The sequence below is a fragment of the Methanosarcina barkeri MS genome, from assembly GCF_000970025.1.
Classification (GTDB): Archaea; Halobacteriota; Methanosarcinia; order Methanosarcinales; family Methanosarcinaceae; genus Methanosarcina; species Methanosarcina barkeri.
On record NZ_CP009528.1, the window covers coordinates 2,262,939 to 2,289,294 of the forward strand.

Sequence of the window (26,356 nt, forward strand, 5' to 3'; positions counted from 1 at the left end):
TGGGGAGCAAGAATAACATGATCTGAAGGATGAGAGACTAATATAATCTGGGGAGTAAGAATAACATGATTGGGGGATGAGAGAATAATATGATCTGGAAAGACCATGGGGAGTTATTTGTAAGATACGATAGGAATCCTATATTAACCGTTGACGATTGGCCTTATAGGGCCCATTCAGTTTTTAATCCTGCAGCTGCTATAGTTGATGGCACTACCCTATTACTGGTCAGGGTCGAAGATCACAGGGGCTTTTCTCACTTTACAATAGCAAGGAGTAAAAATGGAATTTATGGCTGGGAAATTGATCCTGAACCAACCTTTGCTCCTGACCCTGTAAGCTACCCTGAAGAAATATACGGTATCGAAGACCCGCGCATAACTTATATAGATGAGATGGAAAAGTGGGCTGTGGCGTATACGGCTTTTTCGGATTCAGGACCTTTAACTGCACTTGCCTTTACCAAGGATTTCCGAAATTTTGATCGAATAGGAGCTACCTTACCTCCTGAAAACAAGGATGCTGCGGTTTTTCCTGTAAGGTTTAACGGCAGATGGGCAATGTTACACAGGCCTGTATCTTTAATAAGTGGTGCAAAAGCAAATATCTGGATTTCCTTTTCACCTGATATGAAATACTGGGGAGAGCATGAGGTTCTTCTATATGCCAGAGAAGGTGGATGGTGGGACGCAAACAAAATAGGCCTGTCCCCACAGCCAATCCGTGTACCTGATGGATGGTTAATTATGTACCATGGAGTACGCCAGACAACAGCTAAGGCAAGTTACCGGCTTGGACTTGCCCTTCTTGATCCTGATGATCCTAGGAAAGTGCTCCACAGATCTGAAGGCTGGGTTTTCGGGCCACGTGAAATGTATGAACGCAGTGGAGACGTCAATGACGTTGTTTTCCCCTGCGGATGGGTACTTGCAGGCGATGAAATTCGTATTTATTATGGGAGTGCAGATACTTCAGTATCGTTAGCTACTGCAAAAGTAAGCGATGTTCTGAAATATATCCATGAGTGCCCGGAAAAACAGTGCCCGGATGAGTACTGCCGGTGGTTTGAAGAAGATATAGAAAGTTCCACTGATCCGAAAAGAGGATATTCAAAATTGAGATAAAATAAATAAAAATTAAGTTTGGGGATGTGAGTGATTTTGGGGGTATTAATATAAGAATTGCAATGTTGTCTCCGATTGCCTGGAGCACGCCACCTAAAAAGTATGGTCCCTGGGAATCTATTGTATCGTTATTAACTGAAGGACTGGTAAAAAGAGGTATTGACGTTACACTGTTTGCCACAGCAGATTCTCACACTGGAGCAAAGCTTCATGCTGTGTGCCCGAGACCTTATGAAGAAGATAAGGATATGATCAGAAAGGTTTATGAAGGCCTGCATATATCCGAAGTTTTCGAGAGAGAAAAGGAATTCGATATAATCCATAATCATTTCGATTATCTTCCTCTGACTTACAGTGCACTTGTGGATACGCCTGTTGTAACAACAATCCATGGTATTTCTTCACGGAAAATTTTGCCTGTATATAAAAAGTACAATAATAGAACTTTTTACGTATCCATAAGTGATGCCTACCGATGCCGTGATCTGGACTATATAGCAACGGTTCGTCACGGAATTGACATAGAAAGCTTTTATTTCAATGAAAAACCGCAGGATTATCTACTTTTTTTATCACGCCTGCATAAAGACAAAGGCGTAAGGGAAGCAATACAGGTCGCAAAAAAAACTGGCAGAAAACTTAGAATTGCTGGTTTCATTGCAGATCAGGCTTATTTTGAAAAAGAAGTCCAGCCCTATCTGGACAATGAACAGATTATTTATGAGGGACATGTCACACCTGAGTTTAAGAAGGAACTCCTATCAAATGCCTATGCTTTGCTGCACATGATTAATTATGAAGAGGCTTTCGGGATTGGCGTAGTTGAAGCTATGGCCAGCGGGACGCCGGTAATTGCAATGAACAGGGGTTCAATGCCTGAGCTTATCCGGGATGGAGAGACTGGATTTCTTGTTAATAGTGTTGAGGAAGCTGCCGAAGCTGTGCAAAAACTTGGCTCCATATCCCGCAAAAAATGCAGGGAAAACGTAGAAAAACGTTTTTCGGTTGACAGGATGGTGGATGATTACATTAAAGTGTATGAGACCATCCTCGAAAAATGTAAACGTGAGGAAAAAAGGCCCTGGGGCTTTTATGAAGTGCTCGGACAGAGGCCTGGATATAAGGTCAAAAGCCTTACTGTTATTCCTCAGGGTGAAATCTCACTCCAGCGCCATTTTCACAGAAGCGAGCACTGGTTCATAATCAGTGGAAAAGGTCTTGTAATTAAAAACGGGAATGAAATAAGGGTTATTCCTGGAGATTCGGTCGATCTTCCGGTAAATGAGATTCATCGAATTAAGAATATAGGCAGTCAAAACCTTGTTTTCATTGAGATCGCACAGGGAGACTATATCGGAGAAGACGATATTGAAAGGCTTGAAGATAAATATGGGAGAGTTTGAGCAGGTATATGGGTGAGCTTGAGCAGATTTGTGTAGATTGAGAATGTTTCCTTTTTACAATATTTTTATTTTTTCACATTTTTAATATTAGTATGAGTTTTAAGTTAGCTAATAATTTTAAGAGTTTCCATTTTACAAGAAACTTCTTTTTCGCATTTTTACTCTAATTAATAAAAAAATTCAATCAGGACATTCTGAATTGTTATAAGAATCTCTAACCTGAGCTGCCATTTTCTCACCCAGCCTTTCAGAGACATTTTCTATGAAAAGCTCGATATACTCGAATGGTACACAGCCGAGGCTTTCTTCTCCTGATAAAATGAGCCTGACAAGATATTCAAGGTCATATCGAGATAGTAGTTTTATTCTCCGCAGGAAATCCTGTGCATCTTTTGCATAGTGGTTTGCCAGTGGAGGGAGTATGGAACGATAAGTCATTCCTGAGCCTGAACAGAGATACCCCTCACATTCCGGGGCAACGGTTTTCAGAATACCAATGTCCGTTTCTGAGAGTAATCTTGCCATGATGGTCACCGTGATAAAGTATAAATCTGCATTTTGAAGATATTCCGGAGATGATAGATGCATAAGTACTGTATTTCAAATACAATAGATTGTGCAGCTGGGATTTCTACATGATAATAGATACAGACTAAACGCATACAGACGGTGTTACAGAGCTTTTCTCTGTATGAGAGTGTTCTGTGTTTCTAATATTTAATCATAAGGCTGCATACCCAACTAACAGAATGCAGTTGGATGATTTAAGAAGTAAATCCAGAATATATAAGTCAAGAATAACAATTTTGCGTTTGGCTTTTTTCAAGAGGGAGGAAGAGTAAAATTTGAGGATTGCCGAAGGATTTGCTATTGTTCGGATTGCCTCTCTTTTTAACAGTATTAAGCCTTTGTCTAAAACCTGAATTTCACTTTGTACCTCCTGGATTATTCTAGACCTCGCATTTCACTTTGCACTACCTTATAATTCAAGTTTCATGAGGTCTTCGGCAAGAATCACGTCTCCTTCAAAATACCCCTTCAGGAGGTGCACTGCTTCTCTTTCGTGTCCCCGCATTTCCGGATAGAAATGTGTAAGGCAGATGCTTCCGATTTCGTTATTATATTCCTCCAGGATGTCGGCAAGTGAGCTGGGAGTGGTATGGTTTGTGACATTCATGTCCGATGGAAACGAACACTCGTGGATCAGGAGATCGGCCCCGGCTGCAAGGTCCATTACATCCCTGGAAGGCTCGGTGTCTGCGGAGTAAACGAATTCTCCGTCCTCTCCAGTCACGCGGTAAGCCAGTGTCGGAACGCTGTGCGCGGCTGCCGTGCAGCTGATCTCACAATCGAATCCCTCAGGAGTAAATTCTTTTCCGGGGGTGATCTCAATAACGTCTACGTCCACTTTTTCCTGAAGATATTCATAAGCGTCAATCACTTTTGAAAACCATTCTTCGGTCCCTTCAGGCCCGTAGACCTTCATACTCGTGTTTCCGCGGAGCCAGTTTGCCTTGATAAGAGGGTGCAGGTCAGCTACGTGGTCAAGGTGGAGGTGAGAAAGCAACACTGTGTCCACCTCAGTGTGAGAAACCCCAGCCTCAGGAAACCTGTTCAATACGCCGCTTCCGCAATCAATAAGTAATGGCTTTTCGTCTAGCCTGACAAGTATTCCGGACTGTACCCTATTTTTCTGAGGGATCGCAACTCCAGTGCCAAGAAATGTAATTTCCATAAGTTAAAGAATAAACTTTAAATAATTTAACTTTATTTAAAGCATGTCCGCATAACGAATATTTGCGGCTCAAAAAAACTTGCTTTTTTTCAAAGAGCGAGGGTTGCCCAGCACGGTCAAAGGCGCCGGACTTAAGATCCGGTATCGAAGGATTTCGTGGGTTCGAATCCCACCCCTCGCACTAAATTCAAAATTTCTATCCAACACTTACTGTTTTCTATTTCCATTATATAGAAACACATAAAGAAATCCATTTGTCCCATAAATTATTTCAAACCCTGGATTTCTTTTACTTAATTTTGTCTTTTCGTCATTAGTCAGTTGTTTTTCAATCTCACAAATTCACTTTTTCATTTCTAAAAGAGACGCATTTTACTGGTTAAGTTAGAACTACGGTTTTTATGGCAGAAAGTATCATTTTCCATATGAAGCAACTGCAACTTCTCTAGGATAGCTTCCTACTTTAACTGTAGCTATAACAGTATTTGCTGCTGTATCAATTACAGAAACAGTTTTGCCGGAAAGAATGCTACCTAGGTTTGTGACATATACTTTTTTCCCGTCAGGGGTGATTGATACTCCGTAAGGACCATTTCCTGGTATCGTGGCTGTTACGGTATTGGTTGTTGTGTTAATTACAGATGTGGTATTTCCCTTATGGTTCGTCACATATAACTTTGTTCCATCTGGAGTGACCACAACTCTAACAGGATCATCTCCTACAGGTAACGTAGCTGTAACATTATTTGTTTCTGTATCAATTACAGAGACATTATTGCTGACACCATTAGTCACATATATCTTTGTTCCATCCGGACTAACTGCAATTCCAGCAGGATACTGTCCTACATTGAGCGTAGCTGTAACCTTGTTTGTTGCCGTATCAATTACAGAAATATCATAATAATTTGTTACGTATACCTTTGCTCCATCCGGGCTAACTGCAACTCCATGAGGGACGCTGCCTACCTTAATTGTATCCGTAACAGTATTAGTGCCTGTGTCAATAACGGAGACTGTGCCATTTTCAAAGACAGCGCCGCTGTTGTTCGTAACATATGCCTTTTTCCCGTCTGGCGTAATTGCAATTGCATAAGGTGAATTTAATCCATTAACTGTGGCTATAACCTTGCTTATACTTGTGTCAATTACAGAGACAGTGTTGTTGGTTTCATTTGCAGCATATACCTTTGTCCCAGTCGGATTAACTGCAACCCCCACTAAACCACTTCCTATCTCCATCGTGTCTACAACTTTATCCGTAGCTGTATCAATTACAGAGATATTCCTGTCGTTAGTAACATATGCAAATGGTCCCGTGGTTTTGAACACATCGATTACTCTAAACGTTGAATTTGTACTGTTCTCATTACTTGCTGTCAGGGAAACCGTATAGTTTCCTGCTGTAGAATATGTATGAGTTGGATTCTGTTTGGTTGAAGAAGCGCCATCTCCAAAAGTCCAATACCAGGATGTTGGCTTTCCAATACTCGTATCAGTGAATGCTATTGTCAGTGACATTGGAACAGACACCTTTTCTGAAGTAAAAGAAGCCACTGGTCTTGTAAGTCCGGTTACAGTAATATAATGATATTTTGTTATTGCAGCTGTGCCACCAACATTGTCTTCAGATAAGCTCACGGTATATTGTCCGGGTTCCAGATATGTATGCTCTACTGTTTGGTTCTCACCAACGTATTGTTGAGAACCATCTCCAAAAGTCCAATAATTGGCATATCCGGTTCCTCCATGAAACGTTACTTTCAGTGGTGCATCTCCGGATATTACATTTGAGGAGAAATGTTCTGGAGCAACAGATCCATCACCCAGGCCAACAAGTACATATCCATACTTACTTGTTGTATTACTACCCACAGCGTTCTTAACAGTTAGATTTACGGTATATCCTCCCTCTACATCATACACATGGGTTGTATTTTGCTCTGTTGAGGTATTACCGTCTCCAAAGTCCCAAAGCCAGGAAGTCGGTGAACCTGTGCTATTATCGACAAATGATACGGTTTTTGTGGGAACTGACCCTCCATAAGTGTTAGCATGATATACTTCTGGAGAAAAGAAGTCTGCAATAGGAGCTTGTTGAGGAGTGACAGTGATATAATTTGATTTCTTCAGCGTACTATTGCCTGCGAAATTGGTTACTGTAAGACTAACATCATAAGTTCCAGGTTTTTTGAGTGTGTGTGTGGCTGTTTGAGCATGTTTTGAATTTATACCATCTCCAAAATCCCAATACCAGGATATGGGAGTTCCACCCGTGCTGTTATAAGTAAATAACACAGTTAACGGCATATTTCCGGATTTAGATGTCATATTAGCAGAAAAAGAAGCAAAAGGAATTGTAGGTTTAGCTGAGAAATCGTACATGTATATACTGCAATAGTACATGTTTTCCCTATCATTACGATAATCTTCCCATACTATTTTGTCACCGTAAATAGCAGGGTTAAGTTGATCTGCTTCATCATTAGTAATCTGAATTTCTTTATCTTCAGAAAGATCATATATGTATATATCCCAATTTCCGTTGCGGCCATCCTGCCACACTATCCTGTCACCATAGATAGCAAGCTTATCCTTTCGTGACCCATTGAAGGTTATCTGAGTCTCTATAGAAGTTGAGAGATTATGTAAGTAGATATTATTACCTTCTATGTATACAATCCTGTCACCGTAGACCTTAGGGTTCGATGTTGATCTATTGGTTGTAACTCGAGTTTTATTGGAAGTTGATAGATTATACACATAGATGTCATGGTATGAACTTCCAAAGCCAAAGCTAGGATCTTCCTGCCATACTATTTTGTCTCCGTAGATGACGGGATCCTTAGTTGATCGGTTAGTTGTAATTCGGGTTTTATTATAAGTGCAGAGATCATACATGTAGATGTCCCGATACCCACTGCTTTGATCTCTCCATACGATTTTGTCACCGTATATAGTTAAAGAATCCCCTGCCCCTTTATTTTCCGACTCTGAAATTGAAAGTAAAGTTTTATTATTTGTAGATATATTGTACAAATAGATGTTTTGCCCTCCAGATCCCCACACTATCTTATCGTTATAAACAGCAAGATATGAGTACCATGGATCTTCAGTTATCTGTATCTCTTTACCTGTAGACAAATCTCGCAGGTGGAGACTTCCATTGATATACTTGTCCAACCATGCAATTTTGTTATCATAGATAGCAGGAGTAAGACCTCTCTCGCCATAAGGTGTAATTTGAATTTCCTGTCCAGCTGATGCTACTGTTGCGATCAGTAACAAAAAAGCAAAAGCTAACGAAGTCAAAAAAATCTTACTTCTCATTCATTTCCCCCAGACCCCAAAGGTAAGTAGATATTTCTTATTCTTTTTATATATAGTGAAACTTAATATTAGTTTCAATATATTTCATTATTTGTTTCAGATAAGTAACTATATTCACGATTGAGTCATTTTTAAAGCTAACTACGTTTAACTACCGCAAAGGTAGTACTACCAGTGTGTTTACTAGCATACTGAGTAACAAATTAGTGATTGAGATTCTCACAGTAACAAAACAGGAAGTAAACCCAATCAAAAGAATAAAAAGCAAAGAAATGTAAGAACGGGCAAAAGTAAAAATACATTTATCATTGTGCGAGGGTTGCCCAGCCAGGTCAAAGGCGTCAGACTTAAGATCTGATTACGAAGGTATTCGTGGGTTCGAATCCCACCCCTAGCATTATTTTTACATCGAACTTTGGATTTTGTTTTTTTTAAAGTAATGCTATAATTTGAAAAAAACTAGTTTTTGAATGTATTATAAATTCTAAAAACGAATACTATGAATATCTGCAGTTGCGTACACTTTTTGATTGCTATATATCCCTGCATACCTAACGCTTTCACCAAATTTGGTTGATATCGCATAAGAAAGAGATATATTAATAGTGCCTGCATAAGAGTACTTGCAACTCCGGACTCAAAAGTTCCTGCAAGCATTCTTCTTACATTTTATATATTGAGCTGATCCCAAAACTCAAAATTGCTTCTTTGAATCCTGTATTCCGAACAATCAATCAAGTTTCTGATCATGAAAACAATCCTGAAAATTCTTGATGATTAAGAACGAAATGACTTTTGGGATAGGCTCATTCTCTGGAATACATCTTCTATTTTTTAGATGTTTTTCTACAAGATTCATTCTTTTGCATTTAGTTTGGAATCGATTTTTTTCAGAATACTTATCTCTGTTTTTATGCAGGCTTTATATTTTTTGAGATCCTGTTCGTTAAGAAGATCTGTTGTAGAAGTTTGAATCTCTTCCGCTTTCTCCTTAAGAATTTCATAGTACTCTTCCCCCATTTCGGTTAAAAATATCATAATTTTTCTTCTGTCTTTAGTATCTGTCTTTCTATAAACAAGTCCTTTTTTTTCCATGGAATCTATCATTCTTGAAAGGCTACTCCTATCCATATTCATACACAGACCAAGGTATGAAGGAATCATTTCTCCCATCGTGCCAATTATTAGAATAGCATTAGACTGTTGTCTGCCGAGCTTTTCGGGTCCTTTTGATCTGACTTTGGATATCATTTCAGAGAATTTTCTTTCAACCAATTTGTTAAAAAGTACTTCCCTTTCCAGTATCAATAGCCCCATTTCTCTCCTCTCATTAGTATCTGACATGCTTCCTCCAGGATGTTAAACGTGTAACTGCGGATACAGACAAAGAATGTCCAGTAAGATTACATCTTCGGTATATAATAAGGGTTCACTCTAGTTTTGTACAATATGATATACCGATGCAAGACTTTTGGATATTTTATATATCAGTTTTTGGATATTTTGTCATTTTTATAATTGGCACTAATCCAAATACCGCCTGTATTATGCAGTGGCATAATTTATGATATGCAGTGGCGTAATTTATGATTAGATAATTAAAGGAAGGACTGTAAACCACCTGAAATATATCTAGAAAATAAAGAATGCGAAACATTTGTAGATCATTTACCCAAAAATTTGAATTTTTTTCCCACCGCTTTCTCCCCATTATTTTCCCCTTTTAATAAATCTTTTTTCAAACAGGTTCAATACACTAGTACTGTGATTCTGAAATAAGTTTATAAAACTTGACTTTTGATAAATTCAACGATCTCGGATTTTTCCAAGAAGTGAGGAATCGATTTTGAATCTAAACACTAGTGTCGAGTTAATCATCAGGGATTCAATAATTCCAAATAATTGCAATCGGTTTTATACGATATTTATTGTTGACATGACACTAGTAAGCTGCCTGCCTTAATACCCAACTTGCACCTCTGCCTCTAAGTCCTGATTTGTTTCTTTTCCCAAAAGATTTCCTTTGATAGAAAATTTTAGCTCTGCTCTTCCCCACGGACAACCATAACTGGTACCTTTGAACCTCTTACTACTTTCTCTGCAACACTTCCGATTAGAAGCTTATCAAGTCCTGTTTTTCCGAGGGTACCCATCACTATCAAGTCAATATTATTATTATCGGCGAAATCTATAATTGCATTACTCGGATAACCATCTAAAACAACCTCTTTTACCTCCACCCCTGATGCCTCTCCGATCTTCTTAACCTCGAATACTGCTTTCTCCCCTTCACTTCTAATTATTTCATACACATTTTTTTTACCAATAGTCCAATACTCGGAAATTATGGGAGACGTATTTACAACATAAAGAGCATAGACAGCTGCTCCGCTGAGTTTTGCAATCTCGATTCCGTAAGAAATGGCTCTCTGTGTATTCTCAGATCCGTCCGTTGCAATCAATATATTTCGGTAAAAATCTCTCTCCATATGTTATTCCCCATTTGCTTTATACATAAAATATTATTAGAAAAAAAATTAAAATAGTTATCTAAAAATAAGTTTGTAGCCTTTAAAAAGGCTACGTGCATACTTTATTTTTCATTACCTTTTTGCTTCAATTCTGTTTTTTTCTCCTGAGCATTACAAAGCATGCAGCTAGAGCCATTGTAATGCCTGTCCCAAGCTCAAATCCCGGAAGAGAGTAAAGAGACTGTTTTGCCTCCAGAACTTCGGTATTGACCTTGATGGTATCCGAAGTCCGGTCATGCCCATCAGTATCTTCGTAGAAAATTTCGCTACTTATAGAGTATGGCTTTGCAGTTGCAGTTTCATCTACATCCATATCAAAAACAGCAACTTCACTGTCTCCGGGTTTCAGGGTTCCAAGGTAAGCCTGGTCATCAGTGGTACTGAATGGATCAGATGCACTAATTCTAACAGTTGAATCTTTTGCAGTTTCTTCTCCTGTGTTTTTATATGTGACGTAAAGCATCCCACCATCATCGGGGTAAAGGTCACCTGTTACGTTTGTAACTTCAAAGTAAGGTTCCTTCTTGACTTCGATGTTTATGGTCTGCGTCTGAGTCTTATTTTCATACCAGATGCCTACTTCCTTATTTGTCACAAGGCCTGTAACGCTGTCAAAATCGTCTCCGCCTACCTGGACATTGTTCTGGTACTGATACGAAAGATCGAGATTCAGGGGATATATACCTGCAGGAGTGTCTTTATTAATCTCAACTGTAAACTGTGTGGGGCTTGCACTTTCTTTTCCCTGCATGAGAGTCCCAGCTTCTTGGGCTCCAGATTTAACTTTAATGTTAGGGTTATCAGATTTAAGGGTTGCAAGAATGCCTACTGCCATCGTAGCCTGCGCTTCATACTGCATCTCTGACTGTTGAAGCATTTCATCTGCATAATTTCCAATATCTGCATCTTTTTCAGATTTAAAGCCGGAAATTTCACCCTTGTTCATCATATTTATATTAAGAGTTGCAGTATCTCCTCTAGAGAATTGTTTGTCTCCAACAAGTGTTGCATTAAGGTCAGGCCCTCCGTATACTGAGTAGTAGTTTTTACTAATATCAAAATTTTCGGGTAAAGCTGCCTCTGCTGGTAGGACTGCAGAACAAAGGATTAGAAGGGTTATGACAGTAATAAATAATCCATTTTTATTCATTTTCATCACCTAATACATTCTCATCATTCTGATTTCTTTTCCGGTGTACGCTTACTATCTGGTAAAGGGCGATAACTATAATCAGTAAAATCGCTATTCCTGTTATGCTAAATTTTTGTTCTGTAGCTTCAAGAGGTACGTTCACTTTCATACCTTCTGACAAAGTAGTGTCTCCATCTTTGTCAACGTATTTTATTTCACTGTTGACTCCATACTTTTTTACAATTGCATCCTGATCTGCCGAAATTTCGAAACTGGCAGTCTTTTCTTTTCCGGGACCTATATCTCCTATTCTTACTATGGATTTCTCTGTGCTCAGAGGGCTCATAACAATAATTCGGGCTAAAGCATCTTTTGCTACGGTTTCTCTTGTATTTTTATAAGTGACCTCAATAACTTTAGTTTCACCCTGAACAAGGCTTCCTGAAACCTTAGTTACTTCAAATTTAGGTTCGTCTTTTATAGAGATTGGTATTCTGAGCGTTTCTGTCTTTGTTTTGTACTCTCTTGCAAACTCTACACCCGTAAGCCCTAGATTTATTGCATCTGCAGTTACAGTTTTGACATTTGCCGGATATTGATAGGTCACTGGCAGGAGAAGTTCATAATTCCCGGCGGGTGCATCGCTATCTATTTTGATTATGTAGCTAAGGGTTGCTGTATTTCCTGTTTCAAGTTCTTCAACGTTCTGGAGGCTGGCTGCGGACTCTACTTCAACGTATTTTGTTTCCGATTGAAGAGTAGCCTCGATATTTTTTGCAGTAGTAGCTCCTTTTTCTTTTTCCAACTCCGCAAGTGCAATTGTTTCCTCAGTGGAGTCGTTTATCCTTTTCTGGTTTGCATTCAGCCTTTGAAAACCGGATATGACTCCATTATTTGCGATTTTTATCTGCAGATCTGCAGTTTCCCCTCTTTCAAACTCAGTATCTCCTGTAATTGACGCCTGTATTACTGGCGATCCGTAACTCTTGTAGTAATCTACAGTATATCCATGATCTAGAGCGATGAAGTTGGTTTCGTCCTCCTCCCCTAGGGCTGGGAATGCAGTTACTGAGAGAACTGAAAGAAGAACTGCAATTACAAAGAATGTGTTAATTGTCTTCTGTAGCCTGTTTTTTTGGGGTTCCTTCATTGGGTATCGGCCCCCTTGACATTATTTGCTTTTGCTTGTGAAGCCTGTATTCCTCTCCTCTTTTCCCTCCAGGTATCCATCAATACAATAAAAGGCGGAAATACCATGAAGGTTGCAATAAGGACAAGTACGATATCAATAACTGTCACTGTTCCAAAGTCACCTATTAAAGGAAAAGGAGATATTGTCAGAGCTGCAAACCCACCAATAACCGTCGATCCTGAAGCGAGGAGTGCAGCACCGATGTTTTCACTCGTCCTGTGTATAGCTTGCAGAGGATCTGCTCCATGATCCTTTTCTTCAAAATATCTTTCCATCATGAGGACTGAGTACTCACAACCTATTCCAATGATCAGTGCCCCCATAGTTGCAGTCATAGGGGTGTATAGAATTCCAAGAAACTTCATTACTAGCCCTGACCAGCCAGTTACGATAAACATTGGAATAATAGCAGCGAGAGCTTTTAGCCAGTCTCTGTAAACTACCAGAAGTCCTCCCAGAACAAGGAACAGCCCAAGGTAGGTCATTAGAATTCTTCCATCTGTAAGCGCACCCAGAACTTCAATGTAAACCACCGGGTTACCTGTGATCGTAACTGTGACGCCTGGAGGAACCTGCATCCACTGGATATCCTTGTCTATTATTCCGGTTAACTCTTCAATACCTGTAGTCTCTATGTCGGACACGGCATTTCCAATGTTTAAATTTAAGAGAAGCATATTTCTGCCATACACATAGCGGTTCTTTTGGGATTCCGGAATTTCATTGTATATTGCCTCTATTTCGTCTCGGGTTTCCGGGATTGTACCTCCATTATACTCTTTTATGAGAGGCACAATGCTTAAAGTGCTTTCAATATGCTGCCTTTGAGTTTCATGTTCACTGAACCTGTCAATCCACTCCAGAACTTCAGGATCAGCATTATCCTTTACTTTTATTATGAGGTTAAGTGTATCAGTTCCCCCCGTAATATCTTTCATATGGTTCAGGTCCATAAGGGCTGGCAGATCCCGGGGAGCAAAAGATGTTGTATCCGTCTGGGCACCCACTGACTCATCGGCATATATACCTCCGATACAGAGCAGAGTAGCTATCCCGAGTATCAATAAATTATTCTTTATTGAAAAATTATTAATCTTTTCAAGAAAGTGTTTTACCAGATTGTTTTTTGGCTTCCCGGAAGAAACATGGTCTGCATTTGTTTCTGTTGGTTTTGGTTCGTTTTTTCCTTTTTTTGACTTGAGATTTTTTGAGAAATCGTCAAAAATATAAACTGTGACTACCCCGACAAACATGGCTGCTAAGTAGCACATTAATATACCGATCGTGAGAAGTTTGCCAAAATCCTGGATCATTGGTACAGTAGACGTAAAAAGGGAGAAAAATCCCAGAGCGGTCATGGTAAGAGCTATGAGTACAGCAGGTCCTGTGTGTTTTATTGTTGATATAATGGCCTTTGACTTGTTTCCTTCTTTATGCAGCTCTTCTTCAATTCTGTTATGGAACTGAATAGCATAATCAATACCAAGCCCTATTAGTACCGGGAAAGCTGACATGGAAACCATTGATAGGGGAATTCCCAGAAAGCCCATAGCTCCAAAAGTATAAACAATGCCTAGTAGAACCACTGGTAAAGGAAGGAGGCACCAGCGAACATGCCGGAAAACAAGACTTAATACAATTACCATAAAAACGGCAGCAAGTCCCAGCAATGGTCCCATACCGGTGCTCATCGCCTCGCTCATTTCAATCTTATAGGCTGGATCACCTGTTACTATGAGATTGTAAGAAGGAGGAAAATCAGAAAATTTGACAGCTTCTTCGGTTTCCGTTATTATTTCTTTTTGCTTATTATCTGTGCTGGACCCGGCCATCGTTAAATAGATCACCATATGTGTATGATCAGGAATTAATGTTCCAAATGTAGCCGGATTTCCATCAATAATTTCCTTGATCTCCGCGTCGGTATCGGGAACCTGGGACCTCCCTGTATTCTGATAATTCATTTCCTTTATAATAGAAGCCGGACTTGTGACCCCAACAATTCCTTCTGTTGACTCTAGTTGGTGTTCAAGCCGGTCTACAGATTTCATTATGTCTGCAGACTCTACATCGTTCCCTTCTACCATCACTATAATGGAGTTGGTTCCAAATATGTTTGAGTAAAGGTGATCATAATCCTGATACAGTTTCGAATCTTTGCTTACAAAGGTTTCCGTTCCTGATTCCATAGTAATTTTCTGTGCACCTTGCACTGATATCAAGATGAGAAGAAAAAAAATCAGAAGTATGGTCATGCGGTTGTTATGGACAAATACTCCAAGTTTTTCAAAAACACTTTTAATAGCACATCCCTCACATTACTTTTTTGGGAGATAGTTGTAAAGTACATATGAGCCTACAACTAGCGATTGCTTCCAAAGGCTCTGTGCTGATTCAACTCCGCCAATGCATATCTTTCTTAAAATCATCATCGTCTAGACTGATTCAACTCCGCCAATGCATATCTTTCTTAAAATCATCATCGTCTAGAATCTGTGTGAATAATCCTCGGTATCATATTGATCTATTAAACTAAGGGTTTCGTTGAAGACTCTATCAAAATAATCACAACACTCAAGCCCTTTATCTGTCAGGGAGACAAGAATTTTTCTTCGGCCTTCCGAATCATTTCCCGAAAAACTATCCCTTTCTTTTCCAAATCATCAATCATTAGGGTTACACTGCTTATCCGTACCGGTGTAATTTCTAATAGTTGAGGGCGTAATCTTACCTTCCAAGCCTATTATCTTGATCACCTTGGGTTGATTCGTGCTCAGTTCTCTGAACTTATTCATGATTTTTTTCTGGAAACGCTGGTCAAAAATTATGCTCTCAAGAACATCCCTTTTCATAAAGAGAAATGTCTTCTTCAACGTTGTTTCATCTCATATTTTTATACCACTAGTCCTTCTACAACTGGTTTTAGATGGGAAAAATTTTTCATATCTAAAATTCACATCAATTTCAGTTTTAATGGATATTTAGCCTCCAAGATCTGATATTTAATTTGAAATGTAAACAATATCAATAGTTAAATTTCTAACTATTGATATTATCAATTAATTTATTGTATTTTAATCTTGTGGCCAATACATACAACAAAATTGCATACTGCTAATTTACAAAATTTTAAGTTTTAACTATTGAGAAAATTTTTGTATCCTGAAATTATTTCGTAGATTCAAAACTATTTGAAAGTCTAATGCGTGATACAGCAGCAAGCAACGTAAAAGATTAAATGCTGAGAGTAAATTTACGCTTCATTTTGGTAATATTGAATAATGACTCAGTTCCAAAATCTAGTGATATTTGATTCAAAAAGAAATACAAAAGAAGAAAAGAAGCTTTACGAAAAACTGGTTACAAAGTTTAAGTCTTTGATTAAAAATTGTGGAGGACTTAGGCCTATTAGATTTCTCATAGAAGATGTGTTAAACTAGCCAAAAAAACATGCAATATGGAGAATTTACACCGATATACAATGCGTTCTGTAATAAAATACTGTTCTATGGCTGTATTTTTGACAGAAACAGTTATAGATTTCTTTATCAATGATAAAAATAGATTAAAACGCCTGACTGAAAGTTAAGAAAAAAAGCATCATATAACATTTAGAACAAGGTCACAGCCATATAAATCGGATAATTGCTCCAATGTTAGGTTTAAGATCTGGCATCGAGGGATTTCGTGGTTTCGAATCACATCTCTTGCACTAAATTCGTGGGTTATAGATAATCCAGATTTTTTGTACACAACTCCAGAAAAGAAACAGTATCATTTTTTAAAAACTTTAAGCTTAAAATTAATTTTAAAGTTATACGAATTCGTTTTGATGTTATATTTTTAGAATATTATTCAAAAAGATGGGAAACAATTCCAGATAACGCATCTATTAGCAGGGATGGAAAAGATTTATTTGCAAAAACTTTTAATTAATATATTAATATATTAATATATTAGTACTTTGGGGATGCCATGGACGGATAAGAGATGACCGCTATATTCGGAGAATTACTGAGCTTTGATCAAGAAAACGGTCCTGAGATCAGGCTGAGGGTTTTTGGAGATGAGTTCTACGCTCGCTATGAAACGGAAGAAGGATATACCGTAATTTACGATGAAACTCTAGGAAAATTCACATATGCCAGACTAAAAGATGGTTACTTTGTTTCCAGCGGAGTTGATTTAAGCCTTAATCCACCATCTGGACTTGAAAAGCATCTAGAAGAATCAGATGAAGCGCGCATGCAAAAGGCCGAAAAAAGATTCTTCCGACATTAACTGCCATAATAAAAATCAATTAGCATCATTCATTTCCATCAATCCTATTATAGTCACGAGCATAAATAATGCAACTACTCAAGAAGGTACAATGAGTTTTTGTTGCAATAATTACAGGCATGACTATCTGTAAATTAATATCTAAATTATCGGCTTTATAGAAATCCTTTATTTGATGCAAATTTGATTTCTTCTCTAATTAGAACATAAATTTTTTTGGAGCATACCCTTTATCCATCACGATATTGTGATTTTCTTGTCCTGTTCGATTGTCTTATGAGAGCATTTATGAGACATTTGCATGTTTGACTTTATGATCTGTTTTTGGACTAATCTCCCATCTTAATATTACCTTCTTTTTCGTCTACTGAAACTGAAGTTTTCAGAAAGCTTTTTCGAAGCTTCTATGATCTACGAGAGTAATAATAACTTGATTAAGAACTCATAATTCTATTGCACAAAACCGTAGTAATAGATATATCGTCTCCACGCTACTAAAAAAGCTTTAGATTTCTTGGAAAAATGAGGTTAAATATAAAAGAAAAAATTCTCGATACAAACAACCGATTCCATGCGTCTTCGGTTAAGTGAGGAATCGTGAAAAATTGCGTCAATTTCCTCAACAGTTACTAAATATTTTAATAAATTCTGAGCTGGAATAGGGTATCGATTTCATGTAAATGGGCCAAAATTTAAGGCCGGCTTCTAATGCAAAATCAATAGCTTTCAGGCAAGAAAAATCCTTAACCGACGACCAATGCAACCGATTCTAAGTATTAAATTCTCGATACAAACAACCGATTCTAAGTATTATTTCGTAGGCTATTTTATATTAATATATTTAATAAAAATATGAAATTATTCAATATTTTGTGTGGGTTGAAAAAAATTGCTTATTAGAAAGTAGCAAGACCAAAAAGAGAAACATAAGCTTGTATATGATTTTCAACAACAAATGTTTCTAAATACAAAGTTAAACAGTTTTTAGACTATTTTATCAAAAGGCCTTAAAGCCAATCCAGGAGATAGTTAAAGATGAGTGCAATAACTGGGGAGATACTCACCTTCTCTCAGGAGAAGGGGCCTGATGTAAAACTTAAAGTTTTTGGTGATGAATTCTATTCCCGCTACGAGAACCTTGACGGATATACGGTGGTTTATGATATAGATTTAGGACAGTTCTGCTACGCATATCTAATCAAAGGCGAATTCGTCTCCAGCGGAGTGGACTTAAGTCGTGCTCCACCCGAGAAGATTTGGCGGCATCTCAAAGAGTCAGAACAGGTAAGAAATTCCAAGTTCGAAACCAGATATGCCAGGATGAATCCTCCGGCAGAGCTGTATCGGCCCGTTGCTAATCTCAGGACCTTCGGGCCCAATAAGGGTCTTCTTGAAGGTCGCAGGTTATCCGAGGGAGACATAAAAGGATTGACCATTCTGGTCCAGTTTAAAGATGTGAAAAGCAATGTCACCCAGGAAGACGTGGATAGAATGCTCAACGGAGAAAACTACACCGAAAACGGGAATTTCTGCTCTGCCCGAGAGTACTTCCGGCTCATGTCTGGAGGAAAGCTGAATTACACCAATGTGGTAGTCGGGCCGATAACCTTAAGCAAGAACAGGCAATACTATGCCAACCATCTGCTGGTTGAAGAAGCCCTGGACATGGCAATAGACAGCGGTGTGGATCTCAAGATATTCGACTCGCAGGACGAGGGAATAGTGGATGCTATCAACTTCCTCTATGCAGGACAGACCCAGTACATAGGAGAGCTATGGCCCCATAATTACTTTCTGAAGCTCAAGCGCGGCAACATGAAGACCCATTTCTATATGCTTTCCAGCCTTGGTCGGAGCAAAGAGGACATGAGCATAGGCACATTCTGCCATGAGAATGGACATATGCTCTGCCGCTGGCCAGATCTCTATGACTACGGCGTTAGAGATGGCGATTTTGAAAAGAGCGCAGGTCTCGGCTATTACTGCCTCATGAGCGCGGGCAACCATAACAATAATGGAAGGGTACCATCCCCTGTGTGTGCTTATTTGCGTTATCTTGTGGGCTGGTGTGACAATGTGGTGCGCCTGACCAGACCAGAGAAGTACCAGACAGTGCATGGAGACTACAACACGGTCCATATATTTGAGAGCCGGAAACGCCATGAAGACTTCTGCAATGAATACTTCTTGATTGAGAATCGGTCTCAGTTGGACCTTGATAAAGATATACCTTCCAGCGGTCTGGCCATATATCATTGTGATATACTTGGGTCCAATGAGTGGCAGGGAGGAACTCCCACCAAGCATTATCAGTGCGGATTGCTTCAGGCCGACGGACATCTGGACCTTGAAACCAACCGGAATATGGGAGACGATATGGATCTATTCAAAGAGACAACGGCCACAGCCATAAGCCATTCCACTCTGCCATCCTCCAACTTGTGGGACGGCTCGGAGTCCGGCCTGACCATCTCCAACATCTCAACACCCGGCCAGATTATAACATTCCAGGTGGGCACATCTGAAGTTAGACCCGCCATACAAGCAATAAAGCCGAGTATCAAAGAAAAAGAAATTCCAAGGCATGCAGAGCTTATAAAGATCATGGAAGAAGCCCAGGTTAAGATTGATGAAGGGTTAGAAAAATTAAAGGCAATTGCCTGAAAATAATCTTTTTAAGGAAACTTTTTTGCCTTATATACCTCTTTTTTACTTTTTCACCTTAATCCGGTTCTTCTGCTGATTTCCTACCTAAGCCTTAAAATTTAGCCCCTCTAAACCTTAACCTGATCCCCCGAAACCAAGGTTTCCCAGGCCAAAATTCTCTTCAAAACATGGCTGTTTAGGGAAAAAAGCTTATCGATTTTAGCATTCTGCTTCATGTAATGTAAAATTCTCTTTGAAAACAGGATCTCAACAGCACTTTGAAATATGGATTTAAGATTCTGCTTTATGTAATGTAAAGTTCCCCTTCGAAAACCTAACTTTTTCTTATTTTCTTTTACTAAAGTGATGACTCCAATTTTATCATTTTCTCATTTACTGGCATTAGAATATTCAAAGATTAATATAATCGTATAGATTTTTATATTATTAAATCAGAATAAGGAAATGGGTTTCCGGATATGCAAATGCCTGATGCCCTCTTCTTTGCTTACTGAAATTTAATTTAGCCTTCAGACTACCAGAACCAACAGCTGTCTTTATATAAAATTCAGTGAATGAAATCAATACACTGATAAACTAGGGAGTGAAAAGACATGGTAGCAAAAATTAATGCCGATGCCTGCACTAGTTGTGGAAGCTGTATAGGCGAATGCCCTGCATGTGCAATTTCCCTCAACGATAATGATGTTTCGTTTGTCGTTGAAGATAAATGCAATGACTGCGGCGTATGTTTATATGTATGCGTACATGGGGCAATTACCATCGTATAAAACTCTAAAAATTTATATAAATTCATGGACTACTCTAGTGTCAAGTCAAACTTAAAACGTCGTAAAGTATTTCTTATATCTTTTCATAAGTAATTCTAAGAGTACTTATGAAAAGATATACTGTAACACTAAAGACGAACGTAAAGAGCTTTGTGAACTTATCTCAAAGAGTAAACAAAATTCACAAAAAATTCTTAATGCTCTGATCTTACTCAATTCTGTGGTCGAAAATATATTACTGCTTTTATCCATATAATTTGAAGAGGATACTTTTTCCGTGTAAACTGTGACCCTGATAATATCGGATTTTGTTTCCGTATTGAGAATTTAATCAATATTTTATATAAGTAACCGCCCGTTTTGCCAGTCATTAATTATTCTGGTAGCAGTCCGTGTTTCGTCTACTTCACCTTTCTTTTGCAGGAAATTGCACTGTATGCCTATCAGTTCAAGCACATCATAGGAAGCCTCATCTTTAATTGTGATACTATAGAATGACTCGAGAACCGTTTTATTTTCGGCAATTATTTTTTCAATTATCTTCAGAGCGACACCGATTTTGTCCTTAAGATGGGTTGCATCCTTTATTCCGAGTAGGCCCTGCAGATATTCGTCTTTTTCATCAAAAGGAATCACTCCAGGAGTATCTATGAACATGATGTGTGAGCCTGCATCCACATGCTGGATGCCTTTCGTGTGGCCGGATACAGGAGATGTGCTTGCCCGGTGTCGGCCTGTAACGCCGTTGATTACTGAAGATTTGCCAACATTGGGATAGCCCAGGGTTCCGACAAGGATATCCTGCCCTTTTATACCGGCTTTTATAGCGGCCGACGCAAGGATCTGGTGCCTCAGCATCGTTGTTCCTGACCTGTCCTTGCTGGAAACAAAAACTACAGGTGCAATTCTTGAAAGGCGGGCTTTGGTTTTTTCAAGTTTTTCTCTTGATACAAGGTCTGATTTGTTGATTACTATAATGAAAGGCTTGTTCAAGCGGATTATCTCGCGCTCAACTTCACTGTTTTGGGTCTCTTCAGGAAACCTGGAATCTATTACTTCAAGAAGGACGTCAGCTTTTTTGATAACATCTTTTACAAGGGCTTTGTAGCTCGCCATATGCTCTGGCTATGGCACAAGCTGGTATATGAAGATATAGTGTAAGACTCTATGCGTATAAAGGTAGGGTAATGTCTGGTTCCAGAAACTGGTATCTGGTTCTAGAAAGTGGTATCTAATTATAGAAAGTGGTATCTGGTTCCAGAAAATAGTATCTGATCCCAAGAGGCAAGCAGCTTTCAATAGGTTATAGAATCGAATTGTTAAGTTTAATACAAACTTATAAAAGTAATTCTATTAGTTAAATTCCAATAGTTATCTAAATGAAAAAAATAAAGTTATTAAGTAAAAAATAAAGTTATTAAATAAAAAATAAAGTTATTAAGTAAAAAATAAAGTTATTAAATAAAAAATAATAACAAGACTATAAAGCTTAGTGTTTACTTATTTTCCCAGAATTTCTCGGCTTCTTCTTCCATTTCCTCTAGCCTATCATAATAATCCGGAAATTCGTTCAGATGAGCAAGTGCGATTTTCCCTGTCATTATGGGATCATCGTTAGTAACATTTGTCAAGGGATCCTGGGTTCCATGTTCGAGCTCAACATCCATGCCTCTGCGAAACTGGTCAACATCAAACTTATCCCATTTTATTCCAAGCTGTTCCCCGACTGCTTTTGCCTCTTCAGCAGTAAATTGCTTTTTTGTCAAACTTCTCACTCCAATTGATTATTTAATTTTTAACAATTGTTTAATAATCGCTTGATACTATTGAATAGAACTGTACTTAAGGATTTTCCTGTAAAACCAGAATATGTATATAATTACTTCACAAAGAGAAACTGTACGTTTGAATAAAAATCTCGAAAAGAAGTGAATAAGACCATAAGAGAGTAAGAGAGAGTAAAAATGTCAGACGAAGATTCTTTATTTATGAAAAGGGCAATCGAACTTTCACTTGAAAATGTGAAGAAAGGAGGAGGACCTTTTGGAGCAGTAATCGTCAGAAAAGGGAAAATCCTTGCAGAGAGCTGCAACATGGTTACTGCACTTAATGACCCTACGGCCCATGCCGAGATAAATGTAATAAGAGAAGCAGCCCGGAAACTCGAGACCTTTGATCTCAGCGGCTGTACTATCTACGCTTCCTGTGAGCCTTGCCCAATGTGCCTTGGAGCGATTTACTGGGCCAGAATTGGTAAAGTTGTTTTTGCCAATACGGCATCTGATGCTCAAAAAATTGGCTTTGCGGATTCTCTAATTTATAGTGAGATATCACGCCCTCATCAGGAGAGAAATATAGAATTCCGTCAGCTCCTAAGGAAAGAGGCCTTGAAGGCTTTTAAGGCGTGGGAAGAGTCCGAAAATAAAATAGAGTACTAAGAGAACCAATACTCAAATTGAAGAATAAAATAGAGTACTGAGAGAGCCAGAACCAATACTCAAATTAAAGAATAAAATCAGTAATTTAAATTCAATAGGAAATTATGTTGGGTGAATATTTTTATTGAAAATGTTATTCTATAAATATTTATCTAAAGGAAGAATTATTTGTTGCTACCTATTTACTAAAATTTAAGCTCCTTGCTTTTATCTGTAGGTAAGCTTTTTCCCGGTTTTTACATAGCGGGAAACTCATTTTTTTATCGGAGCACAATTATATTGAGGGCTAGATTTAATAAAGAGCTCTCCGTCCATATAGAGAGGAACTTTCCAAACTCTACATGAAGCTTTAAATGTATTGCCATATATTTTAGATTACAGTAAATAATTTTAAAAGGGGGTTTTCTGGGAGATGTCTGATAACAAAAGTAAGTATATTCGCTGGTTTGAAGAAACCACGATTGATGATGTCTCGATTGTCGGCGGGAAGAACGCTTCACTTGGGGAAATGTACAGGGAGCTTACTTCAAAGGGAGTAAAGATCCCAAATGGTTTTTCAGTTACTGCTGAGGCTTACTGGCATACTCTTGAAGCCGGAGGAATTCTGGAGAAACTTAAAAGCATGATGGAAGGGCTCGATACCTCGAACATTGCAGACCTTGCAAGAAGAGGAAAAGCTGCAAGAGACCTGATTCTTGGGGCAGGAATTCCGGATGATCTATGGGAGGAGATCAAGACCGCATATGACCGCCTCTGCGAACAATACGGGGAAGATACAGACGTAGCCGTGCGAAGTTCGGCAACGGCTGAAGATTTGCCTACAGCTTCTTTTGCGGGCCAGCAAGAGACTTACCTGAATATTCGGGGGTATCCAGGGCTTAGAGATGCGTGCATACGCTGTTTTGCATCTCTTTTCACAGACAGAGCTATTTCCTACCGCGTAACCAACAAATTTGATCATTTCAAGGTTGCTCTTTCCATAGGAATCATGAAAATGGTCAGGTCGGATCTTGCTTCCAGCGGGGTTATTTTTACCCTGGATACGGAGACCGGTTTTAGGGATGTGGTTTTTATCACAGGTGCATACGGGCTTGGAGAAAATATTGTTCAGGGACAGGTTAACCCCGATGAATTTTATGTTTTCAAGCCGACCTTCAGGCAGGGTTTTAAGCCGATTGTCAAGAAAAAAGTAGGGAGCAAGGAGATCAAGATGATCTACGGGCGCGGCGATTCAAAAGTGCTCACCAGGAATATCGAGGTTCCTGAAGCTGATAGGCTGCGCTTCTGTCTCAGTGACGAAGAAGTTCTCAAACTTTCCGGGTATGCTATTGCTATAGAAGATCATTATTCCGAGAAGTACGGGGAATCGAGACCCATGGACATTGAATGGGCAAAGGACGGCATAACAGGTGAACTTTTCATAGTGCAGGCAAGACCTGAAACGGTTCAGTCCCAGCGGCGTAAAGATATCCTGGAAACCTATGTGCTTGAAAAAAGGTCCGAAATTCTTGCAAGAGGCAGGAGCGTAGGCGACAAAATTGCATCCGGAAAAGCCCATGCAATTCCTGATATCTCAGACCTGCCTTCTTTTAAACCGGGAGAAATCCTGATCGCGGATACCACAACTCCAGACTGGGAGCCTGTAATGAAAACCGCGGCTGCGATTGTCACGAACAAAGGAGGAAGGACCTGCCATGCAGCGATTGTCAGCCGGGAGCTGGGAATTCCTGCAGTTGTAGGAGCAGGCAATGCAACCGAAGTGCTTGAAACAGGCAGGGAAATTACGGTTAGCTGTGCCGAAGGCGAGAACGGGCTTGTATACGATGGGATTCTTCCTTTTCATAAAGATACCCTGATCCTGAAAGATATGAAACGCCCGAAAACCGAGATTATGATGAACCTCGGAAACCCTGAAGAGGCTTTTGGCTTTTCCATGATCCCAAACGACGGAATAGGACTTGCAAGGCTGGAGTTTATCATTACGAGCTATATTAAGGTTCACCCGATGGCTCTTGTGCACCCTGAAAAGGTCAAAAACCTTAAGGCTCTTCGGGAAATCGAGCAGCTTACCCGAGGCTACAGAAGAGAAGATTATTTTGTCGAGCAGCTTGCCCAGGGAGTCGGCACCATTGCTGCGGCTTTCTATCCCAAGCCGGTTGTAGTTCGTATGAGTGACTTCAAGACCAATGAGTACGCAAGTCTACTTGGGGGCAGTTACTTTGAAATGGAGGAAAACAACCCCATGATAGGGTTCAGGGGAGCTTCCCGCTATTTTGATGAGCGTTACAGGGAAGGATATGCTCTTGAGTGCAGGGCTATGAAAAAGGTCAGGGACGAAATGGGGCTTACAAACCTTATTCTTATGATTCCCTTCTGCAGAACGATTGAAGAAGCGCGGAAAGTTATTGACGAAATGGAAAAAAACGGGCTTAAAAGGGGAGAAAACGGGCTTCAGGTCTATGTTATGTGCGAGATTCCGAACAATGTTCTGCTTATCGATGAATTCAGTAAATTCTTCGACGGTTTCTCAATAGGTTCAAATGACCTGACTCAGTTGACCCTTGGCGTTGACAGGGATTCCGAACTTCTTGCCGCTGAATTCGATGAGCGGGACCCCGGGGTTACTAAGATTATGGCAATGGCTGTCCAGGGAGCAAAACGTAATGGAAGACATAGCGGAATTTGTGGACAGGCTCCAAGTGATTTTCCTGAAATTGCGGAGTTCCTGGTAAAAGAAGGAATAGATTCCATTTCACTTAATCCCGATTCGGTTATGAAAATCACTCTTAAAGTCCTGGAGACTGAAAAAGAACTGAAACGGCAGTAAAAAGCCAAAAAATAACCAGAAAGGTATGAAAAACCAAAAAATAGATATTAATAAGTTAAATTATAAAAAATAGCTGTTCGTACAATTAAAAGCGAAAAAATAGCGGTTAATGTAATGAAAAGTGAAAAAAATAACTAAAAAAATGATTCATAGCTGAAAAGAAACCGAATAGGCAGTAAAAAGTTAAAAAAGAGTGGGAATTTATTTAGAAAAGCGAGAAGAGTTCAGAAGATAATAATAAAATCTAAAAAGATATTCGGAAAGGAATTTGGAATATAATGAAGTGAACTGGAAAAACCAGGCTAGAATAATTGAAAGAAGTATCTGAATAATAGATTGACTTAAACTTTATTAATAATATAAGTGGGAGAAATTTTAATGCCTTTTTTAAAATATTGCCCGGAGTGCCATTCTAAACTTGAAGATGATCTCTTCGAAAAATTTCAATATTGTCCTGTATGTGAGTACTGGACAAGAAAGGAAACTGCAAGACTTGAGCCATTAATAATCATGGAGTGAGACCAAAATGTTTGAATCCTCTGCAAAGTGTGTCCGATGCGGTACACCTCTTAAAAAGCAGGTAATTGGTTCAAATGTGTTTTATTACTGTAGAAAATGCGGGTGTACATCTTCGGCTATTTCTATCAGGATATCATCTCAAAGTGTAACTCGGCCGATAATTCATTTTTGAAGAGACCCGTATCCAGAAGTAACATTCAATAACCCTCAAAACCGAAGATTCACAACAAAACCAGCTCAGGTCAATTAACCAGATATGGCCACAGGCAGGTTTTGCTTTATATTTTGTTATTTGATCTTTATATTTTGTTATTTCATCTTTATACTTTATTACCCACTTTCCGTAGATGTACACAAAAATGCCATTTATTTTCTCAATACGGCAATAGATTAAAAACTGAACATCG

General features: G+C 39.0%; 19 protein-coding genes, 2 tRNA genes and 1 pseudogene. 11 read left to right on the plus strand and 11 right to left on the minus strand.

The window, feature by feature from the left end; translation table 11 throughout:
- Window positions 1–89: 89 nt before the first annotated feature.
- Together MSBRM_RS09205 and MSBRM_RS09210 are read left to right on the plus strand one after the other, a co-directional pair.
- Window positions 90–1,124, plus strand: a complete 1,035-nt coding sequence (locus tag MSBRM_RS09205; protein ID WP_048117593.1) for a glycoside hydrolase family 130 protein — start codon at window positions 90–92, stop codon at window positions 1,122–1,124.
- A gap of 26 nt (window positions 1,125–1,150) precedes the next feature.
- Window positions 1,151–2,527: a glycosyltransferase gene (locus MSBRM_RS09210; protein ID WP_230669132.1), complete on the plus strand. Its 1,377-nt coding sequence runs from the start codon at window positions 1,151–1,153 to the stop codon at window positions 2,525–2,527.
- A gap of 180 nt (window positions 2,528–2,707) precedes the next feature.
- Here the strand turns inward: MSBRM_RS09210 and MSBRM_RS09215 are convergent, their stop codons facing one another.
- Window positions 2,708–3,052: a hypothetical protein gene (locus MSBRM_RS09215; RefSeq protein WP_011308067.1), complete on the minus strand. Its 345-nt coding sequence runs from the start codon at window positions 3,050–3,052 to the stop codon at window positions 2,708–2,710.
- Window positions 3,053–3,506: 454 nt separating this feature from the next.
- Entirely contained in the window at window positions 3,507–4,262 is a 756-nt protein-coding gene (locus MSBRM_RS09220) for an MBL fold metallo-hydrolase (protein ID WP_048155469.1), read from the minus strand.
- Window positions 4,263–4,358: 96 nt separating this feature from the next.
- Between MSBRM_RS09220 and MSBRM_RS09225 the strand changes: the two genes are divergently transcribed.
- Window positions 4,359–4,443, plus strand: a tRNA-Leu gene (locus tag MSBRM_RS09225).
- A 233-nt stretch (window positions 4,444–4,676) separates the two neighbouring features.
- Here the strand turns inward: MSBRM_RS09225 and MSBRM_RS21910 are convergent.
- Entirely contained in the window at window positions 4,677–7,592 is a 2,916-nt protein-coding gene (locus MSBRM_RS21910; RefSeq protein WP_052712789.1) for a PKD domain-containing protein, read from the minus strand.
- Window positions 7,593–7,904: 312 nt separating this feature from the next.
- Here MSBRM_RS21910 and MSBRM_RS09240 point away from each other — a divergent pair.
- Window positions 7,905–7,989, plus strand: a tRNA-Leu gene (locus tag MSBRM_RS09240).
- A 458-nt stretch (window positions 7,990–8,447) separates the two neighbouring features.
- On the opposite strand, the gene MSBRM_RS09250 is transcribed toward MSBRM_RS09240, so the two are convergent.
- The 6 genes from MSBRM_RS09250 to MSBRM_RS21270 all read right to left on the minus strand — a co-directional run bounded on the left by MSBRM_RS09250 (window position 8,448) and on the right by MSBRM_RS21270 (window position 15,320).
- On the minus strand, window positions 8,448–8,936 hold the full coding sequence (locus tag MSBRM_RS09250; RefSeq protein ID WP_048117586.1) for a MarR family winged helix-turn-helix transcriptional regulator: 489 nt from the start codon (window positions 8,934–8,936) through the stop codon (window positions 8,448–8,450).
- 692 nt (window positions 8,937–9,628) lie between these two features.
- A complete protein-coding gene (locus MSBRM_RS09260) occupies window positions 9,629–10,081 on the minus strand; it encodes a universal stress protein (protein ID WP_048117580.1) in 453 nt (150 codons plus the stop codon).
- 127 nt (window positions 10,082–10,208) lie between these two features.
- Complete coding sequence (locus MSBRM_RS09265) at window positions 10,209–11,273, minus strand: COG1361 S-layer family protein (RefSeq protein WP_048156957.1); 1,065 nt, start codon at window positions 11,271–11,273, stop codon at window positions 10,209–10,211.
- Window positions 11,266–12,405 (minus strand): COG1361 S-layer family protein, encoded by a 1,140-nt coding sequence (locus MSBRM_RS09270; protein WP_048155472.1) that lies wholly within the window; start codon window positions 12,403–12,405, stop codon window positions 11,266–11,268. The genes MSBRM_RS09265 and MSBRM_RS09270 overlap by 8 nt, the downstream gene beginning before the upstream one ends.
- Window positions 12,402–14,702 (minus strand): efflux RND transporter permease subunit, encoded by a 2,301-nt coding sequence (locus MSBRM_RS09275; protein ID WP_080941456.1) that lies wholly within the window; start codon window positions 14,700–14,702, stop codon window positions 12,402–12,404. Before MSBRM_RS09275 ends, MSBRM_RS09270 begins: the two co-directional genes overlap by 4 nt.
- A gap of 408 nt (window positions 14,703–15,110) precedes the next feature.
- A complete protein-coding gene (locus MSBRM_RS21270; RefSeq protein ID WP_230668809.1) occupies window positions 15,111–15,320 on the minus strand; it encodes a hypothetical protein in 210 nt (69 codons plus the stop codon).
- 426 nt (window positions 15,321–15,746) lie between these two features.
- Here MSBRM_RS21270 and MSBRM_RS19450 point away from each other — a divergent pair.
- The 4 genes and pseudogenes from MSBRM_RS19450 to MSBRM_RS19455 all read left to right on the plus strand — a co-directional run.
- Window positions 15,747–16,036: pseudogene (locus MSBRM_RS19450) on the plus strand (IS5/IS1182 family transposase); the annotation flags it as partial.
- Between the two features lie 401 nt (window positions 16,037–16,437).
- Window positions 16,438–16,728, plus strand: coding sequence for a hypothetical protein (locus MSBRM_RS09285; RefSeq protein ID WP_048117574.1), 291 nt, complete (start codon window positions 16,438–16,440; stop codon window positions 16,726–16,728).
- 1,035 nt (window positions 16,729–17,763) lie between these two features.
- Window positions 17,764–19,392 (plus strand): M6 family metalloprotease domain-containing protein, encoded by a 1,629-nt coding sequence (locus tag MSBRM_RS09290; protein ID WP_048117571.1) that lies wholly within the window; start codon window positions 17,764–17,766, stop codon window positions 19,390–19,392.
- A 596-nt stretch (window positions 19,393–19,988) separates the two neighbouring features.
- Complete coding sequence (locus MSBRM_RS19455; RefSeq protein ID WP_048117568.1) at window positions 19,989–20,165, plus strand: ATP-binding protein; 177 nt, start codon at window positions 19,989–19,991, stop codon at window positions 20,163–20,165.
- Window positions 20,166–20,504: 339 nt separating this feature from the next.
- On the opposite strand, the gene MSBRM_RS09295 is transcribed toward MSBRM_RS19455, so the two are convergent.
- Complete coding sequence (locus MSBRM_RS09295; RefSeq protein WP_048117565.1) at window positions 20,505–21,281, minus strand: GTPase; 777 nt, start codon at window positions 21,279–21,281, stop codon at window positions 20,505–20,507.
- A 380-nt stretch (window positions 21,282–21,661) separates the two neighbouring features.
- Window positions 21,662–21,940 carry a DUF5661 family protein gene (locus MSBRM_RS09300; RefSeq protein ID WP_230629162.1) on the minus strand — a complete coding sequence of 93 codons (279 nt, stop codon included), beginning with the start codon at window positions 21,938–21,940 and terminating at the stop codon, window positions 21,662–21,664.
- 189 nt (window positions 21,941–22,129) lie between these two features.
- On the opposite strand from MSBRM_RS09300, the gene MSBRM_RS09305 reads away from it, so the two are divergent.
- The 3 genes from MSBRM_RS09305 (at window position 22,130) to MSBRM_RS22090 (ending at window position 26,121) form a co-directional block, all read left to right on the plus strand.
- Window positions 22,130–22,603: a nucleoside deaminase gene (locus tag MSBRM_RS09305; RefSeq protein ID WP_048117559.1), complete on the plus strand. Its 474-nt coding sequence runs from the start codon at window positions 22,130–22,132 to the stop codon at window positions 22,601–22,603.
- A gap of 412 nt (window positions 22,604–23,015) precedes the next feature.
- Window positions 23,016–25,430 carry a phosphoenolpyruvate synthase gene (ppsA, locus tag MSBRM_RS09310; RefSeq protein ID WP_048117555.1) on the plus strand — a complete coding sequence of 805 codons (2,415 nt, stop codon included), beginning with the start codon at window positions 23,016–23,018 and terminating at the stop codon, window positions 25,428–25,430.
- Between the two features lie 526 nt (window positions 25,431–25,956).
- A complete protein-coding gene (locus MSBRM_RS22090) occupies window positions 25,957–26,121 on the plus strand; it encodes a zinc finger domain-containing protein (RefSeq protein WP_141706369.1) in 165 nt (54 codons plus the stop codon).
- Window positions 26,122–26,356: the final 235 nt, after the last annotated feature.

What these genes read in the sequence shown, in the direction of transcription:
- MSBRM_RS09205 (WP_048117593.1), top strand. Translation starts at nt 90, where the DNA reads ATGATCTGGAAAGACCATGGGGAGTTATTTGTAAGATACGATAGGAAT.
- MSBRM_RS09215 (WP_011308067.1), bottom strand. Translation starts at nt 3,052, where the DNA reads ATGGCAAGATTACTCTCAGAAACGGACATTGGTATTCTGAAAACCGTT.
- MSBRM_RS09220 (WP_048155469.1), bottom strand. Translation starts at nt 4,262, where the DNA reads ATGGAAATTACATTTCTTGGCACTGGAGTTGCGATCCCTCAGAAAAAT.
- MSBRM_RS21910 (WP_052712789.1), bottom strand. Translation starts at nt 7,592, where the DNA reads ATGAGAAGTAAGATTTTTTTGACTTCGTTAGCTTTTGCTTTTTTGTTA.
- MSBRM_RS09250 (WP_048117586.1), bottom strand. Translation starts at nt 8,936, where the DNA reads ATGTCAGATACTAATGAGAGGAGAGAAATGGGGCTATTGATACTGGAA.
- MSBRM_RS09260 (WP_048117580.1), bottom strand. Translation starts at nt 10,081, where the DNA reads ATGGAGAGAGATTTTTACCGAAATATATTGATTGCAACGGACGGATCT.
- MSBRM_RS09265 (WP_048156957.1), bottom strand. Translation starts at nt 11,273, where the DNA reads ATGAATAAAAATGGATTATTTATTACTGTCATAACCCTTCTAATCCTT.
- MSBRM_RS09270 (WP_048155472.1), bottom strand. Translation starts at nt 12,405, where the DNA reads ATGAAGGAACCCCAAAAAAACAGGCTACAGAAGACAATTAACACATTC.
- MSBRM_RS09275 (WP_080941456.1), bottom strand. Translation starts at nt 14,702, where the DNA reads ATGACCATACTTCTGATTTTTTTTCTTCTCATCTTGATATCAGTGCAA.
- MSBRM_RS09285 (WP_048117574.1), top strand. Translation starts at nt 16,438, where the DNA reads ATGACCGCTATATTCGGAGAATTACTGAGCTTTGATCAAGAAAACGGT.
- MSBRM_RS09290 (WP_048117571.1), top strand. Translation starts at nt 17,764, where the DNA reads ATGAGTGCAATAACTGGGGAGATACTCACCTTCTCTCAGGAGAAGGGG.
- MSBRM_RS19455 (WP_048117568.1), top strand. Translation starts at nt 19,989, where the DNA reads ATGGTAGCAAAAATTAATGCCGATGCCTGCACTAGTTGTGGAAGCTGT.
- MSBRM_RS09295 (WP_048117565.1), bottom strand. Translation starts at nt 21,281, where the DNA reads ATGGCGAGCTACAAAGCCCTTGTAAAAGATGTTATCAAAAAAGCTGAC.
- MSBRM_RS09305 (WP_048117559.1), top strand. Translation starts at nt 22,130, where the DNA reads ATGTCAGACGAAGATTCTTTATTTATGAAAAGGGCAATCGAACTTTCA.
- ppsA (WP_048117555.1), top strand. Translation starts at nt 23,016, where the DNA reads ATGTCTGATAACAAAAGTAAGTATATTCGCTGGTTTGAAGAAACCACG.
- MSBRM_RS22090 (WP_141706369.1), top strand. Translation starts at nt 25,957, where the DNA reads ATGTTTGAATCCTCTGCAAAGTGTGTCCGATGCGGTACACCTCTTAAA.